The organism is Pedococcus sp. P2_A3 (assembly GCF_056405035.1).
The window spans coordinates 94,087-109,486 of record NZ_JBFUCW010000013.1; the positions used below are offsets into that span (position 1 = coordinate 94,087).

General features: G+C 70.8%; 13 protein-coding genes and 1 tRNA gene. 6 read left to right on the plus strand and 8 right to left on the minus strand.

Translation table 11 applies throughout. The features are described 5' to 3' along the window. Positions 1–9: 9 nt before the first annotated feature. Positions 10–1,506 carry a hypothetical protein gene (locus AC1DX8_RS11995; protein ID WP_477630155.1) on the plus strand — a complete coding sequence of 499 codons (1,497 nt, stop codon included), beginning with the start codon at positions 10–12 and terminating at the stop codon, positions 1,504–1,506. Between the two features lie 239 nt (positions 1,507–1,745). Here the strand turns inward: AC1DX8_RS11995 and AC1DX8_RS12000 are convergent, their stop codons facing one another. Genes AC1DX8_RS12000 through AC1DX8_RS12015 form a run of 4 tightly spaced genes read right to left on the minus strand, consistent with a single transcriptional unit; the run spans position 1,746 to position 5,111 of the window. After that, a complete protein-coding gene (locus tag AC1DX8_RS12000; protein ID WP_477630156.1) occupies positions 1,746–2,153 on the minus strand; it encodes a universal stress protein in 408 nt (135 codons plus the stop codon). Next, positions 2,150–2,983: an ATP-binding cassette domain-containing protein gene (locus AC1DX8_RS12005; RefSeq protein WP_477630157.1), complete on the minus strand. Its 834-nt coding sequence runs from the start codon at positions 2,981–2,983 to the stop codon at positions 2,150–2,152. The genes AC1DX8_RS12000 and AC1DX8_RS12005 overlap by 4 nt, the downstream gene beginning before the upstream one ends. Further along, entirely contained in the window at positions 2,980–4,002 is a 1,023-nt protein-coding gene (locus AC1DX8_RS12010; protein ID WP_477630158.1) for an ABC transporter permease, read from the minus strand. The genes AC1DX8_RS12005 and AC1DX8_RS12010 overlap by 4 nt, the downstream gene beginning before the upstream one ends. A 2-nt stretch (positions 4,003–4,004) precedes the next feature. Continuing rightward, on the minus strand, positions 4,005–5,111 hold the full coding sequence (locus AC1DX8_RS12015; protein ID WP_477630159.1) for a substrate-binding domain-containing protein: 1,107 nt from the start codon (positions 5,109–5,111) through the stop codon (positions 4,005–4,007). A 111-nt stretch (positions 5,112–5,222) separates the two neighbouring features. Here AC1DX8_RS12015 and AC1DX8_RS12020 point away from each other — a divergent pair, with 111 nt between their 5' ends. Then, the gene (locus AC1DX8_RS12020) at positions 5,223–6,260 is read left to right on the plus strand and encodes a LacI family DNA-binding transcriptional regulator (RefSeq protein WP_477630160.1); all 1,038 of its coding nucleotides are present in this window, start codon (positions 5,223–5,225) and stop codon (positions 6,258–6,260) included. A gap of 195 nt (positions 6,261–6,455) precedes the next feature. On the opposite strand, the gene AC1DX8_RS12025 is transcribed toward AC1DX8_RS12020, so the two are convergent. Next, positions 6,456–6,968: a hypothetical protein gene (locus AC1DX8_RS12025; protein ID WP_477630161.1), complete on the minus strand. Its 513-nt coding sequence runs from the start codon at positions 6,966–6,968 to the stop codon at positions 6,456–6,458. Positions 6,969–7,139: 171 nt separating this feature from the next. Here AC1DX8_RS12025 and AC1DX8_RS12030 point away from each other — a divergent pair, with 171 nt between their 5' ends. The 4 genes from AC1DX8_RS12030 to AC1DX8_RS12045 all read left to right on the plus strand — a co-directional run bounded on the left by AC1DX8_RS12030 (position 7,140) and on the right by AC1DX8_RS12045 (position 12,867). Continuing rightward, positions 7,140–7,874 (plus strand): response regulator transcription factor, encoded by a 735-nt coding sequence (locus AC1DX8_RS12030; RefSeq protein WP_477630162.1) that lies wholly within the window; start codon positions 7,140–7,142, stop codon positions 7,872–7,874. Then, positions 7,871–9,337: a sensor histidine kinase gene (locus tag AC1DX8_RS12035; RefSeq protein WP_477630163.1), complete on the plus strand. Its 1,467-nt coding sequence runs from the start codon at positions 7,871–7,873 to the stop codon at positions 9,335–9,337. Before AC1DX8_RS12030 ends, AC1DX8_RS12035 begins: the two co-directional genes overlap by 4 nt. Before the next feature lie 183 nt (positions 9,338–9,520). Then, on the plus strand, positions 9,521–11,593 hold the full coding sequence (locus AC1DX8_RS12040; RefSeq protein WP_477630164.1) for an ArnT family glycosyltransferase: 2,073 nt from the start codon (positions 9,521–9,523) through the stop codon (positions 11,591–11,593). A gap of 11 nt (positions 11,594–11,604) precedes the next feature. Continuing rightward, on the plus strand, positions 11,605–12,867 hold the full coding sequence (locus tag AC1DX8_RS12045; RefSeq protein ID WP_477630165.1) for a bifunctional glycosyltransferase family 2/GtrA family protein: 1,263 nt from the start codon (positions 11,605–11,607) through the stop codon (positions 12,865–12,867). Here the strand turns inward: AC1DX8_RS12045 and AC1DX8_RS12050 are convergent. The 3 genes from AC1DX8_RS12050 to AC1DX8_RS12060 form a co-directional block, all read right to left on the minus strand. Further along, entirely contained in the window at positions 12,762–13,277 is a 516-nt protein-coding gene (locus AC1DX8_RS12050; protein WP_477630166.1) for a hypothetical protein, read from the minus strand. The two genes, AC1DX8_RS12045 and AC1DX8_RS12050, sit on opposite strands and share 106 nt — an antisense overlap. A 190-nt stretch (positions 13,278–13,467) precedes the next feature. Continuing rightward, positions 13,468–13,560, minus strand: a tRNA-Ser gene (locus AC1DX8_RS12055). A gap of 113 nt (positions 13,561–13,673) precedes the next feature. Then, positions 13,674–15,284, minus strand: coding sequence for an LCP family protein (locus AC1DX8_RS12060; RefSeq protein WP_477630167.1), 1,611 nt, complete (start codon positions 15,282–15,284; stop codon positions 13,674–13,676). Positions 15,285–15,400: the final 116 nt, after the last annotated feature.

The following is a 15,400-nucleotide window of genomic DNA, read 5'->3' on the forward strand; positions in this document are numbered from 1 at the left end:
ACTCGCGGCATGGCGCGCACCGGTTCCCCGCAGGGCGGCTCGAGGCCGCACGGAGTGGTCTTCCCCGAGGTCGACGGCCAGCGCAGCACGTCCGCGCTCGGGCGCGCCGTCGTCGCGGACGCGCTCCGGCCGGTCGACCCGGTCGGCGCCCAGGCGGCGGAGCGCGAGACCAACTGGCGGCAGGGCTACCTGACCCACTTCAGGCGGATGGTGGAGGCGGGCCTGCTGCGAGACGGCGAGGCAGCCGTCGACGTCGCCCGCGCCGGGCTCGACTCCCTCCACCAGCGGATGCGGGCCACGACCGACGACGGGGAGGTCGCGCTGGACGAGGCCTTCGCCGTCGGCGGTGGCACACCACTCGGGACCGCCACGGTCCGCGGCACCGGCGAGCGGGCCACGGAGCTGAGCCTGCCGTTGCACGGCGAGCGGCTCCGCGGCGACGCCCTCCGCCGACAGCTGGACGACTGGACCACGCGCGGGATCATCGAGCCCTCGGCCGCCGAGGCCGTGCGCACCGTGCTGGCCAACCCCGACTGGCTCGACCTCAGCGACCAGCGGGTGGTCGTGCTCGGTGCGGGGGCGGAGATGGGGCCGCTGCGCTCGATCCTCTCGTGGGGCGGACACGTCGTCGGGGTGGACCTGCCGCGACCCGACATCTGGAAGCGCGTGCTCGACGTGGCCGCCGCGAGCTCGGGCACGCTGCACATGCCGGTGGCCGCAGACGCACCGTGGTCGGCCAGCGACCTCGCAGCGCACGCGGGAGCGGACCTGCTCCACGGCCTGCCGGCCGTCGCCGACTGGCTCACCGAGGTGGAGGGCCCGCTCGTCCTGGGCAACTACGTGTATGCCGACGGTGCCACGAACGTGCGCGTCTCCACCGCCGTCGACGCCCTGAGCGTCGAGCTGATGACGCGTCGCCCGGACGTGGCCCTCGCGTTCCTGGCTACGCCGACCGACGTCTTCGCGGTGCCGGGCGAGGCCGTCGAGCAGTCGACCCGCAGCTACCGGGAGCCCTCGACGCCGATGCGGTTGGTGCGCCCTGCACTGCGCACGGTGAGCGGCGGACGGCTGTTGCGGCGCAACTACGCCCCCGGCACCGACCCGGGCCTCAACGACAGCCTCGTGCCCCAGCAGGGCCCCAACTACGCCCTGGCCAAGCGGCTGCAGCGGTGGCGGGCGACGGTCGCGCGCCGGGACGGCCGCACCGTGTCGCTCAACGTCGCCCCACCCACTCGCACGCGCTCGGTGGTCAAGAACCGCGCGCTGGCCAGCGCGTACGCCGGCGCCCACCGGTTCGGGATCGAGGTCTTCGAGCCGGCCACGAGCAACACCCTGATGGCAGCACTCCTCGTGCACGACCTGCGCACTGCACCCCACCCGCCCACCACCCCGTGGCGCGAGGAGGCTGCCGGTGCGGTCCACGGAGGACTGTGGCGCACGGCGTACGACCCACGCAGCGCGCTCGGCATCGCCGTCGTCCTGGGCCTGGGCTCGGCCCGCACCTGACGCGGCCACGCGGCATACTCCCGGCCAAATGGCCGACTTTCGCCGACCCACGCCCTCCTGGGCGCCATACTCCCGGCCAATTGGCCGACTTTCGCCGACCCACGCCCTCATGGGCGCCATACTCCCGGCCACATGGCCGACTTTCGCCCACCCACGCCCGGCACAGGGACGAGCGGCGCCCCTCCTCGTCGGAAGGACGCCGCTCGCGACTGGGTGGCCCGTGGGGCCTCGAGGTGAGGTCAGCTGCCGCGGGCCGCCTTCACGGCCAGCACCGCGCACTGGGCGTCGAGCAGCACCTGTTGCGAGGTGCTGCCGAGGAAGAGCTTCCCGACGGGGGTGCGACGGCGCACGCCGATCACGATGAGTCGGGCGTCCTTCTCGGCGGCGACCCGCAGGATCGCCTCGGCCGGCGCGACCTCGTCGGTCGACTGGATCACCTCGTGGGCGATGCCCGCGCCACTTAGTTCGACGTCGATCGCGTCGATGTCCGCGGGACTCGCGAACGTCGACCCGGCGAAGTTGCCGCTCTGGCCGGTGTTGACCACCACCAGCGTCGAGCCGTCGATCACGACCTCGTCCTTGGCCCGCTCGAAGGCAGCGATGCCCTCCGGGGTGGGGATGTAGCCCACGACGACGACGCCGCTCACGAGGTGCCCTCCAGCCGCTTGGCACCGGTCATGATGGCCACGCCCTCACCCATGTCGTGCGTCTGCGGCGTGATGACACCTGCGCGGCCGCCGAGGCGCTGGATGTGGATGCGGTCGGCCACCTCCCAGACGTGCGGCATGTTGTGGCTGATGAGGATGATCGACAGGCCCTTGTCGCGCAGCTGCTTGACCATGTCGAGGACCATGCCCGACTCCTTGACACCCAGGGCAGCGGTCGGCTCGTCGAGGACGACGACCTTGCTGCCGAACGCCGCCGCACGGGCGACCGCCACGGCCTGGCGCTGACCACCCGAGAGGGTCTCCACCGCCTGGCTCATGTTCTGGATGGTCTGGATGCCCAGCTCCTGCACCGACTGGCCGGCCCGCTTCTCCATGCCGCTCTTGTCGAGCATGCGTAGCACCGACCCGAGCGGGCCCTTGCGGCGCTCCTCGCGGGCGAGGTAGAGGTTGCTCGCGATGTCGAGTGCGGGGATGACGGCCAGCTGCTGGTAGACCGTCTCGATCCCCGCCTCGCGGGCGTCCTGCGGCTTGCGGAAGTGCACCGGCTGGCCGTTCATCGTGATCTCGCCCGAGTCCGGGACATAGGCCCCGGTGAGGCACTTGATCAGCGTCGACTTGCCGGCACCGTTGTCACCGATGACCGCCAGCACCTCGCCGGGGTAGAGGTCGAGGTCGACCCCGTCGAGGCCGACGACGCGACCGAAGGTGATGACGAGCTTGCGGGCAGAGAGGACGGGCTCCTGGGAGTAGATGCCCTGCTTGCCTGCGGGGACGCCGCCGTGGGCGACCTCCAGCGTGCTTGTGCTCATGCCTTCACCTTCCTGATCCACTGGTCGATGCCAACGGCCACGATGACGAGGACACCCGTCGCCATGACGCGCCACTGCTGGTTGACGCCCATCTGGGACAGCCCGAACGCGAACGTCTGGACGATGAGGGCACCGATGAGGGTGCCGATGAGGCGACCCCGGCCACCGAAGAGGCTGGTGCCACCGATGACGACCGCGGTGATGCTGGCGAGGTTGGCGTCGGGAGCCGCGTTGGGGGTGGCAGCGCCGGCACGACCGATGAGGATCCACCCTGCGATGCCGTAGATCAGGCCGGCCACCGTGTAGACGGCGAGCAGGATCCGCTTGCTCGGCACACCGGAGAGCCGGGCCGACTCGGCGTCGTCTCCCACGGCGTAGACGTAGCGTCCCCACGCGGTCTGGGAGAGCACGAAACCCATGACGGCATAGATGAGGATCACCACGACGATGCCCCAGGTGAGGCGGAACTCGCCGATGGCGAAGCCCTCGCCGAGGAAGTTGAGCAGCCGCGGCAGGTGGTCGGCCTGGATGCTCTCACCGCCGGAGTACAGCAGCGCGATGGCCGTGAAGATGCTCAGCGTGCCGAGGGTGACGATGAACGGCGGGAGGTTGATCCGCGTCACGAGCAGGCCGTTGAGGAAGCCCGCGACCGTCGCCAGCACCACCCCGATCACCAGAGCGAGGAAGGCGGGCATGCCGCCGTCCTTGGCGAGGGTCGCCGTCACCATCATCGAGAGCACCATGATCGCGCCGACGGACAGGTCGATTCCCGCCGTGAGGATGACCAGGGTCTGGCCCACGGCAAGGGCTGCCACGACCGCCGTCTGCTGGAGCAGGATGCCCATCGAGTTGGCGGTGAGGAACGTGGGCGTCGCGATGAAGAACGCCACGAACGTCACGAGCAGCAGGAAGAGCGGGCTCAGCCAGGGTCGGCCGTGCAGCTGGTGCTGGACGCGCTGGAGGGGGGACTGCTGCCGCCGAGCGAACTCGGCGGCAGCAGACGTGACCTGGGTCGACATGGTCAGTTACCCCAGCAGATCTTGGCGCCGTCGTCGGAGCTGATGCTGTCGACACCGTCGGCCTTCTTGTCGGTGACGAGCGCAACGCCGGTGTCGAAGAAGTCCAGGCCCGGGGAGACCTGCGGCTTCTCACCGCCACGGGCGATCTTGGCGATCGCCTCCATGCCGAGCGTGGCCATCTTCAGCGGGTACTGCTGCGCCGTGGCACCGATGACCCCGCTCTTGACGCTGGCGACTCCGGCACAACCACCATCGACCGAGACGATCAGCGCGGTCTTGCCGGCCGCCTTGAGGGCGGCGTTGGCGCCGACCGCGGTCGGCTCGTTGATGGTGTAGACGAGGTTGATGTTCGGGTTCTTGGCCAGGCACTTCTCCATGGCGGAGCGTCCACCGTCCTCGGCGCCCTGTCCGGCCTCGTTGCAGGCGATCGTGTAGTCGCCGCCCTTGCCGCCGGTGTACTTGCCCGTCTTGGCCTCGTCGCCGTTCTTCTTCGGGTCGGCCACGTCGATGCCCATGCCCTCGAGGAAGCCCTGGTCACGGTTGTAGTCGACCGACACGATCTTGTCGTCGAAGAGGTCGAGCAGCGCGATCACCGCAGGCTTGCCGGCGAGCTGGGCCGCGGCCCACTGGCCGTCGAGCTTGCCTGCGTTGCGGTTGTTGGTCGCGAAGGTGATGTCGACGGTGTCCGCCGGGTCGGGCGGGGTGTCGAGGGCGATGACGAAGAGCTTGGCGGCGCGCGCCTTCTTGATGGCGGCGTTCACGCCCGTGCTCATGGGCGTGATGAGGATGCCCTTGTCACCCCGGGCGATGGCGTCCTCGATCGCCGTGATCTGGCCCTGGTCGTCGCCCTCCTGCTTGCCCGAGGCCACCGTCAGCTTGACGTTGTTCTTGGCGGCGTCGGCCTTGGCGCCCTTCTGCATGGCGACGAAGAAGGGGTTCGTGGAGTCCTTGGTGATGAGGGTGACGCCGACGGCGGCCTCTCCGCCGCTGCTACCGCCAGTGTCGGCGCCGCCACGGTTGCACGCGCCGAGGGCCAGTGCCGTGGAGGCTGCGAGGGTGACCGCGAGGGTGCGGCGCATGGTGGGGGTGTGCAAGGTGCTGTGACGCATGGTGGTCTCCCATCTTGTGCGGCGCCATCGCCGCTGACAACGTTGTCATGGGTGTTTCTAGTCCTCCCTTGTGCTTTTGTCAACGGGTCCTGTACAAATGCATCCGTGATCGTGACATCGTTGTCAAAGGCGGACGCCCGACGTCCGCGCGCCACCATGCGTGAGGTGGCGGCGCTGGCTGGCGTCAGTTTGAAGACCGTGTCGCGAGTCGTGAACCGTGAGGCCGGCGTGTCTGCCGACGTCGTCACCAGGGTCGAGCGGGCGGTCACCCAGCTGGGCTACCGGCACAACCTCGCCGCCAGCAACCTGCGCCGCGGGCACGGCAAGACCGCCATGGTCGGGGCGCTCCTGCAGGACGTGAGCAACTCGTTCTCCTCCAGCCTCCTGCGCAGCCTCGAGGACGCCGCGCGCGACCGCGACGTCGTCATCGTCGCGTCGAGCCTGGACGAGGAGCCGGAGCGCGAGCGCGCGCTGGTCGCGGGGCTGGTGCGCCGCCGGGTCGACGGGCTGCTCCTGATGCCGGCGACCGACCGTCACGACTACCTCGCCGATGACCTGCGCAGCGGCCTGCCCATCGTGTTCGTCGACCGCCGGCCCAACGGCATCGACACCGACTCCGTCACGATCGACAACGCCCGCGGCTCCCGGCTCGCGGTCTACCACCTCGTCGCGCACGGCCACCGGAGGATCGCGTTCCTGGGCGACCTGCCGAGCATCCAGACCGCCCGCACCCGGCTCGAGGGCTTCGAGGCGGCCATGCGCGCGAGGCACATCCCGCTCGACCCCTCGGGGGTCATCACGTCACTGCGGTCGGCCGAGGACGCTGAGGCAGCCGTCACCCGTCTCCTTGCCAGCAACGAGCCGCCGACCGCGATCTTCGCGGCACGGAACTCCTTGGCAGTAGGCGCGATTCGCGCTCTGCACCGCCAGGGCAAGGCGGGTCAGATCGCCTTGGTCGGGTTCGATGACTTCCCGTTGGCCGACATCGTCGACCCGCCGTTGACGGTGGTGCGACAGAACGTCGGAGCGATCGGTGCGGAAGTGGCCAAGCGCCTCTTCGCCAGGATCGACGGCGACACCTCGCCCCCCGAGCACGTGGTGCTGGTGCCGGAGCTCGTCGAACGCGGCTCGGGCGAGATCCGTCCCTGAGCTCGGGGACTCACGCGGCGCGGGGGCTTCAGGGACGCTGGCTCAGCTGGCGCTGCCCCGCCGAGGGCCGCACCGAGCCACACACCGGGACGATGCTGAAGTCCTTGCGCGGCAACGGTTCTGTGCTCTGGCATGCCGCGCGCCTGGTCCGCGCCCACCGCGCCACAGCGCTGCGGGGGAGGGCGGCGACGTGGATCATGTCGTGCTCGCGCTCGGATCGGCTGGACCCTGCTGCAGCTGGGTGCCGGGCGCCTGCTGCAGTGACCCCGGGCCACCCTGGCCCGGGCCCTGCGGCAGCTGACCGCCGGGGAGCTGCGAGGTGCCGCCCGGCTGGGCGCCCTGCTGGGTGCCCTGCTGGGTGCCCGGCTGGTTGAAGCCGCCCTGTTGGCGTCCCCCGGGGCCGAACCCGCCCTGCGGAAGCTGGCCACCTCCCTGCGTGGTGCCGGGAGGGAGCGCGGCGGCCGCGGCGACCGCGCCCACGGACGAGATGCCGATGGCGAGCGCCGCGGCGATGGCGGTCTTGCGACCACTCCAGGTCGGCGGGTTGAGGGCCGGCGCGGTGGTCGGAACCACCTGCCCAGCCGGCGCAGTTGGGGTGGCCGTCGCGGCCTGCATCTCCGGGGCGTCCGCCGGCGCGGCATACGGAAGGGTCTGGGTCTGGGCCCACTCGAGCTGGGGCGCGGTGTCGTCGGTGTGCGGGGTCGTCATCGGGGTCTCCACGGTCGATGGTGCGGTGGTCGAGTCCGACTGTCGGCGCCCACGCTGTGACGAGGCTGTGGGACGGGTGTCGGGCGACTGAGCATCCGGCACAGAGGTCTCACAGGATTCGCACAGGAGTTACGGGGGCACGGCACAAGGTTCCGGTGTTTCCTAAGGACCATGAACACGCAGCAGTCAGCCTCCGCCAAGCTCCAACGCATCGACGGCTCCCCCGTCCGCGTGCTCGTCGTGGATGACGAGAACAACCTCACGGAGCTGCTCGGGATGGCGCTGCGCTACGAGGGGTGGGAGGTCCGCACCGCGGCCACCGGCGTCGCAGCCGTGCGCGCAGCCCGCGAGTTCCAGCCCGACGCCGTCGCGCTCGACATGATGCTCCCCGACTTCGACGGTCTCGAGGTGCTGCGCCGGATGCGCGGCGACAACCCCAACGTGCCCGTGCTGTTCCTGACTGCGAAGGACGCTGTGGAGGACCGGGTGGCCGGTCTGACCGCCGGCGGCGACGACTACGTCACCAAGCCGTTCAGCCTGGAGGAGGTCGTGGCCCGGCTGCGCGCCCTGATGCGACGCACTGCGGTCGTGACCGACGAGTCCGACTCCATGCTCGTCGTGGGCGACCTCAGCATGGACGAGGACAGCCATGAGGTGAGCCGCGCGGGCGAGCAGATCAACCTCACCGCGACCGAGTTCGAGCTGCTCCGCTACCTGATGCGCAACCCCAAGCGCGTGCTCTCCAAGGCGCAGATCCTCGACCGCGTCTGGAACTACGACTTCGGTGGCCAGGCCAACGTCGTCGAGCTGTACATCTCCTACCTGCGCAAGAAGATCGACGCCGGCCGTGAGCCGATGATCCACACCATGCGTGGCGTCGGGTACGTCCTCAAGCCCGCGACATGAGCCCCGCCGCAGCGGTCGGTTCCGCCCGGTCGCACCTCAACCCCGCCACGTGGTCACTGAGCAGCAAGCTCGTGGCGACGGTGGTGGGGCTGTTCCTCGCGGTCACCCTGGCCTCCGGTGCGCTGACCGTCGTCCTGTTGCACCAGAGCCTCGTACGACAGCTGGACAACGGCGTCATCGCCAGCCTCGTCCGGGCCGGCGGCCCGGACCGCGGGCGACCCGACGACGGCGACGGCGGCACCGGGCCGAGCGGACCTCCCGGCGTCGGTGGCGAGTCGCTCTTCCTGCGGCTCAGGAACGGCGTCGCCACGCAGAGCCGGGTCGAGCACGACCGCACCACCGACACCCTCACCGCCGCCCAGATCCAGGCGCTGAACGCGGCGGGCATCGGGTCGACGCCCAAGACCGTCGAGCTCCCCGGCCTGGGCGACTACCGGGTCGCGGCCGGCCGGGCCGTCGACGGCGACACGGTGTTCAGCGGCCTGCCCGTGGCCAGCATCAACCAGACCGTCGTCACGATGATCACCCTCGTGACGGGCGGCACGATCGTCGGGTTCGTCATCGTGTCGGCCGGTGGGCTCTGGCTCGTGCGTCGCAACCTCGCGCCGCTGCAGCGAGTCGCCCACATGGCGACCCAGGTCTCGAACCTCAAGCTCGACTCCGGCGCAGTCGCCCTCGCCGAGCGCATCCCACCCGCCGACACCGACCCCCGCACCGAGGTCGGCCAGGTGGGCCTCGCGCTCAACAACATGCTCGACAACGTCGAGGGTGCCCTGCAGTCGCGGCACGAGAGCGAGCAGCGCGTGCGGCAGTTCGTCGCCGACGCGTCGCACGAGCTCCGCACTCCCCTCGCCTCCATCCGCGGGTATGCCGAGCTGTCCCGTCGCGAGCGCGAGCCGGTGCCCGCGTCGGTCACCCACGCGCTGTCGCGCGTCGAGTCCGAGGCGCTGCGCATGCAGGGACTGGTCGAGGACCTCCTGCTGCTGGCCCGGCTCGACGCCGGCCGTCCCCTGGACCGCGAGCCGGTCGACCTGACCCTGCTGGCGATGGACGCGGTCAGCGACGCCCACGCCGCCTCGCCCGACCACCGCTGGGAGCTCGACCTCCCCGACGAGCCGGTCGAGGTGACCGGTGACTCCGCCCGCCTGCACCAAGTGGTCGCGAACCTCCTGGCCAACGCGCGCACCCACACCCCCGCCGGGACGCGCGTGGTCATGTCGGTGAAGCCCGAAGACCACTGGGTACGCCTGAGCGTGTCGGACGATGGTCCGGGCGTGCCGGAGTCGTTGCAGCGCAACGTCTTCCAGCGCTTCACCCGTGGCGACGACTCCCGCAACCGCGCGTCCGGCTCGAGCGGGCTGGGGCTCTCCATCGTGGACGCCGTCGCCAAGTCCCACGGTGGCAACGTCGAGCTCCGATCGACCCCGGGTGACACCACCTTCACGGTGCTCCTGCCGGCCTAGGAGTCGCCCGCCCCACAGCCCATGGAACCGGGCGATGGGCCGAATCCTGCGTCCCGACGTGCCCCACAGCCCATGGAAGCGGGCGATGGGCCGACTCCTGCGCTCCCACACCTCGGCAGGGCTCATCACCAGGGCTCAGCGGTGACACAGGGGGCGCACAGGGCCGGACCGGAGCGTAGGGGCATGGACACGATGACCCTCCACCGCGACGCTACCGGGCAGCCCGTCCTGCCGGCGCACCCCACGACTCCAGGGCAGGCCGGCCCAGCCGCACCGACGACGCCGAGCCGGATCGAGCGCCTGTGGCGCGGTCCGGCCGGTGACCCGGCGTGGGCCCGTCCCGCCCTCCTCGGCCTCCTCCTCGCGACGGCCCTCTTCTACCTCTACAACCTCACCGCGAACGGCTACGCGAACTCGTTCTACTCCGCGGCCGTGCAGGCCGGGAGTGACAGCTGGAAGGCGTTCTTCTTCGGCTCGTCCGACGCGGGCAACTCCATCACGGTGGACAAGCCCCCGGCCTCCCTGTGGGTGATGGCCCTGTCTGTGAGGGTGCTCGGCCTCAGCTCGTTCAGCATCCTCCTGCCCGAGGTGCTGATGGGCGTGGCCACGGTCGGCGTCGTGTACGCGACCGTGAAGCGCCACTTCGGCGCCGCTGGCGGGCTGATCAGCGGGGCGGTCATGGCGCTGACGCCGGTCGCCGTGCTGATGTTCCGGTTCAACAACCCTGACGCGCTCCTCGTCCTGCTCATGGCACTCGGTGCCTGGGCGACGATGAAGTCGATCGAGCAGGGTTCGGCCAAGTGGTTCGCCATCGTCGGTGTCTTCATCGGCCTCGGGTTCCTCACCAAGGCGCTCCAGGTGCTGCTCGTGGTGCCGGCCTTCGGCCTCGCCTACGTCCTCTTCGCCGACACCACGCTGCGCCGGCGGATCACCGGCGCACTGGTCGGGGTCGCGGCCATGGTGCTCTCGGCCGCCTGGTGGGTGGCCATCGTCGAGCTCATCCCCGCCAGCATGCGTCCCTACATCGGTGGTTCGCAGGACAACTCGTTCCTGTCGGTCACCTTCGGCTACAACGGCCTCGGCCGGATCAGCGGCAACGAGACCGGGTCCGTCGGCGGCGGCAACGGCTGGGGTGCCACGGGACTGGGCCGCATGTTCAGCTCGTCCATCGGCGGCCAGATCTCCTGGCTCATCCCGTCGGCGCTGATCCTGCTCGCCGTGGGTCTCTGGCTGCGGGGCCGTGCGCCACGCACGGACGCCCGCCGCGCGGCATACGTGGTCTGGGGCGGCTGGCTGCTCGTGACGATGGTGACCTTCTCGCTGATGGCCGGCATCTTCCACGAGTACTACACCGTCGCCCTCGCCCCCGCGATCGCCGCGTTGGTCGGCATGGGTGCCGCGGAGGCCTGGGAGCACCGGCACGGCGCGATCGGCTCCATCGCGCTCGCGGCCGCGGCCGCGGCTGCCGCCACCTGGTCGTTCATCCTGCTGTCGCGGACCGACTGGCAGGGCTGGCTGCGGGTCGCGGTCCTCGTGCTCGGCCTCGCCAGCGCGCTCCTGCTGCTCGCGATCACGCAGCTGCACCGCCGGTTCGTGCCCGTGGTGGTCGCCGGGGCCCTCGTCGCGGCGCTCGCGGGTCCCGCTGCCTACAGCGTCCAGACCGTCGGCACCGCCCACACCGGTTCCATCGTCACGGCCGGTCCCGCTGTCGCCGGCGCCCGAGGCGGTATGCCGGGCGGTGGCCCGGGCGGCGCAGGTGCGCCTCCGCAGGGCCTGACCGGCGCACCCCAGGGCGGCACCGGCACCCAGGGCGGGGCCCGCACCGGCGGCGGCCTGGGCGGCCTGCTGGACGCCAGCACGCCGAGCAGCGAGGTCGTCTCGGCCCTGGCGGCCGACGCCAGCTCCTACCGCTGGGTCGCCGCCGCCATCGGCTCGCAGAACGCGGCCGGCCTGCAGCTCGGGTCCGGACTGCCCGTCATGGCCATCGGTGGCTTCAACGGCAGCGACCCCAGCCCGACCCTGGCGCAGTTCCAGCAGTACGTCGCCGACGGGGACATCCACTACTTCGCCAGCAGCGGCGGAAACGGTGGTGGCCCGGGTGGCGGGATGGGTGGCTCGGGCACCGGTACGCAGATCTCGGAGTGGGTGGCCGCCACCTTCACCCAGGTCACGATCGGCGGGTCGACGTTCTACGACCTGACGCAGCCGCTGACGTCGAGCGGCACCTCGGCGGCCACCAGCACGCAGACCACCTGAGGAGAGCCGCGATGACCGCCCCCGTCCTCGACGTCGTCATCCCCGTCCACAACGAGCAGCACACGGTCGCCGCGAGCGTCCGCCGGCTGCACGCCCACCTGGTCGAGACGTTTCCCTACCCGTTCCGGATCACGGTGGCGGACAACGCCAGCACCGACGCGACGGTCGCCGTCGCGTCGGGGCTGGTGGCCGAGCTGCCGGCGGTGGCATTGGCGCGACTGCCGCAGAAGGGACGGGGACGGGCCCTCAAACAGGTCTGGCTCGCCTCGGACGCGCCGATCCTCGCGTACATGGACGTCGACCTCTCCACGGACCTCGACGCCCTGTGGCCGTTGGTCGCACCCCTCATGTCAGGGCATTCCGATGTCGCCATCGGCTCGCGCCTCGCCCGGGGCTCGCGCGTCGTCCGCGGCGCCCGGCGTGAGGTCATCTCGCGCTGCTACAACCTCGTGCTGAAGGCGGCGCTCGGGGCCGGTTTCACCGATGCCCAGTGCGGGTTCAAGGCGATCCGCGCCGACGTGGCGGCCGAGCTCCTGCCGATCGTCGAGGACCCCACGTGGTTCTTCGACACCGAGCTGCTCGTGCTCGCGCAGCGCTCGGGGCTGCGCATCCACGAGGTGCCCGTCGACTGGTTCGACGACCCCGACTCACGCGTCGACGTCGTGGCGACGGCGCTCGACGACCTGCGGGGCGTGGTGCGGCTGCGCCGGGGACTGGCCTCCGGCCGGCTGCCCGTGGTGGACATCGCCGCTCGCATCGGGCGACGTGACCCGGCGGCAGGCACCTGGCGCCAGGTCAGCCGGTTTGCGGCAGTCGGGGTGGTGTCGACGGTGATCCACCTCGGCCTGTTCGCCTCGCTCGCGTCCGTGCTCGTGTCGACGCAGGCCGCCAACCTCGTCGCCCTCCTGGTGGCGACGGTCGGCAACACCGCCCTGAACCGCCGGTGGACCTTCGGCGTCCGCGGGGCGGGCCGCCTGCGGGCACAGGCCCAGGGGCTGGCGGTCTTCGCCGTCACCTGGCTGATGACCGCCGGCGCCCTCGCCCTCCTCCACGCGGGCGTCACCACACCTTCCACGGCGACGGCCACCGCGGTCGTCGCAGCCGCAACGGCCGTCTCGACAGCGGTGCGCTTCGTCGCGATGCGGTCGTGGATCTTTCGCCGTGCGCCTCAGTACTCAGTGACGACGAACGTGCCGTCCGCGTCCTCGAACACCACGATCCCGGTCCAGTCGAACCCGTCGACCGAACCGTGGCAGACCGTGACCAGCCCCTGACCGACCTTCGACTCCCCCGGGCAGGTGAGCTCATCGACCGTGCTGCCTTCGTCTTCGAGGGCTGAGTTGAGGGCGTCCTGGAGGACCACGTCGGTCACCGCCCCACCGCTCGCCGCGACCTCGCCGTAGAGCACGTAGTGACCTCCGCCCATCAAGGGGCCGAGGATCAGGAAGGCGGCCATCGCCAGGACGCTCAGCAGCGCCAGACCACTGAGCACGATCGCCGTGATGGCCAGGCCGTTGCCGCCCTTGGGAGCCGGGGCGAACGGCTGGTGCGGCGCGGCCGAGGGCACCGGCGCGGCATACGCGGGCTGCTGGACCGGAGCCCACGCCTGGGGGCTCTGCGGGGGCGGCGACGGCTGGTGGCCGGGCGGGGCGAACGGGTTGGACGGGTTGGACGGGTACGACACGGAAGAACTCCTCGGCTTGGTGGCCACAGGATGCCCGAGGCCGCTGCGGCCTGCGTCCGGTTTGCGGCAAAAGGGGGCCAGACGGTCATCGCAGAGTCGAGCGACGCTGTCGGCGACTCCCCCATCTCCCACGGGTGCATGACACCCGAAGCAAGGCCCGACGACAAGCGTGTCGGGCCTTGCTCGGTCGTGGCGGAGACGGAGGGATTTGAACCCTCGATGGGCGATAAACCCAAACCGCATTAGCAGTGCGGCGCCATAGACCGGACTAGGCGACGTCTCCTCGCCCGGCTGCCGGAGCAACCGAGCCCGCACAGGGTATCCGCACCCCGTCGACGGGAGCAAAGCGACCCCGTGCGACCCGCCGCAGCGGGTGCAGCGGGTGCAGCGGGTCGATCAGGTGCAGATGTCCTGCGCGGCCGTCCGGGCCTTGATGGTCGCCGTGGAGCCCGTGCTCGGGGTGGCGGACACGCTCGGCTTGGGCAGTGGCTTGGTGCCCAGGCGGTTGGGGATCTCGACGGCCTTCGGCGAGTCGAGCCCCATGCTGAGCTCGATGGTCGACCCGACGAGGTCGTCCTCGCGCAGCTGCGCACCCGGGTAGACCGCCGCGACCGTGCGGGCCGCCTCCTCCTGTCCGGGGCCGTAGCGGACCACGACACCGTCGGTGACCTTCGTGCCGGTGACGTACGAGGAGATCTTGAAGCCCTGCACCTGGAGCTCGGCGGCCGTCTGCTTGGCCAGCCCCGGCACGCCCGAGTCGTTGCTGACCCGCACCTGGATCTTGTCCGGGGCGACGGTCAGCGCGGGCTGGGTCGTGGTGGGCGACGCGGTGGCCGTGGTGGTGCCCGAAGGAACCTTGGTCCCGGGCAGCGGCTTGTCGGTGCGGATCGCCCTCCAGATCGTGTCGGCGCTCGAGGTCCACTGGACGCGGTTCGGGTCGGGTGCGTAGGCCTCGGTCGGCAGCTTGACGAACCGGATCTGGTCGGTGCCGATCTTCTGCACGCTCTGGGCGATGTCCTTCATCTCACCGACGGTCAGGCCGGTGTCGGTGGTCATGGCCTCCGTCGTCGCGTTGAGGAAGCGGAAGAGCTTGTCGGGGCGCAGGAGCAGCGACGACTTCGTGGCCTCCTGGATCACCGACGACAGGAACGCCTGCTGGCGGTCGATCCGACCCAGGTCCGATCCGTCGCCGATGTTGTGGCGCAACCGCACGTAGGCCAGGGCGTTCGTGCCGTTGACCCGGGTGCGGCCGGCCGGGAGGTCGAGGTGGCTCTGGCGGTCCTTGACGGGCTCGGGCAGGCAGACCGTCACCCCACCGAGGGCGTCGACCATGCTCTGGAACCCGCGGAAGTCGATCACGACGAAGTGGTCGATGAAGATCCCGGTGAGACCTTCGAACGTGCGGATGGTGCAGGCCGGCCCGCCGAGGGTGAAGTTCTGGTTCCACTGGCGGATGACGCCGTTCTGGACCTTGTCGTTCTTGTTCTTGCAGTCGCGCGGGGCCTTCGTCATCGAGTCGCGCGGGATCGACACCACGATGGCGGACTGGCGGTCCGCGGAGAGGTGGACGATGAGGTTCGTGTCGGAGCGGCTGCCCGCCATGCCGTACTCGGTCTGCCCCTTGCCGAGGTTCGTGCCCTCGCGGCTGTCGGAGCCCATCACGAAGATGTTGAGGGGAGCCAGGTTGGTCTTGGCATCCGTCGTCGCCTGCTGGGTCGGGCGCTCGCCGAGGGCGCTGCTGATGTCGAGGCGCTGGATGTTGCCGTTGAGCTTGACGTACGCGGCGACCCCGAGGACCAGCGCCACGACCAGCACCCCGGCCATGCCGAAAGCGACCCGACGCAGCCACGGGTGCCGACGGGTCTTGGCGGCATGGCGGTCGGATCGACGCCGGGGGGACTCGGTGCTCTGCGTGCCGTCCGAGGGGGCACCCGCGCTCTGGCCAGCAACGTCGTCGCCAGACACAGAGTCGTTGGTGGGGACAGAGCCGTTGGTGGGCTCGCTCACGTATACCTCTCTGATTCCGAAAAACGCCACCCCTGCAGGTGGCCGGGCGACGAATCGCCCCCGTGAGTGTACGGGCGCTTCCTGAGTGTTTGCCCTGCTGCGCCTTGCCTCCCAGA

Coding starts and splice junctions, on each gene's coding strand:
- AC1DX8_RS12040 (WP_477630164.1), top strand. CDS start 9,521: ATGGACACGATGACCCTCCACCGCGACGCTACCGGGCAGCCCGTCCTG.
- AC1DX8_RS12025 (WP_477630161.1), bottom strand. CDS start 6,968: ATGACGACCCCGCACACCGACGACACCGCGCCCCAGCTCGAGTGGGCC.
- AC1DX8_RS12045 (WP_477630165.1), top strand. CDS start 11,605: ATGACCGCCCCCGTCCTCGACGTCGTCATCCCCGTCCACAACGAGCAG.
- AC1DX8_RS12015 (WP_477630159.1), bottom strand. CDS start 5,111: ATGCGTCACAGCACCTTGCACACCCCCACCATGCGCCGCACCCTCGCG.
- AC1DX8_RS12010 (WP_477630158.1), bottom strand. CDS start 4,002: ATGTCGACCCAGGTCACGTCTGCTGCCGCCGAGTTCGCTCGGCGGCAG.
- AC1DX8_RS12030 (WP_477630162.1), top strand. CDS start 7,140: ATGAACACGCAGCAGTCAGCCTCCGCCAAGCTCCAACGCATCGACGGC.
- AC1DX8_RS11995 (WP_477630155.1), top strand. CDS start 10: ATGGCGCGCACCGGTTCCCCGCAGGGCGGCTCGAGGCCGCACGGAGTG.
- AC1DX8_RS12035 (WP_477630163.1), top strand. CDS start 7,871: ATGAGCCCCGCCGCAGCGGTCGGTTCCGCCCGGTCGCACCTCAACCCC.
- AC1DX8_RS12005 (WP_477630157.1), bottom strand. CDS start 2,983: ATGAGCACAAGCACGCTGGAGGTCGCCCACGGCGGCGTCCCCGCAGGC.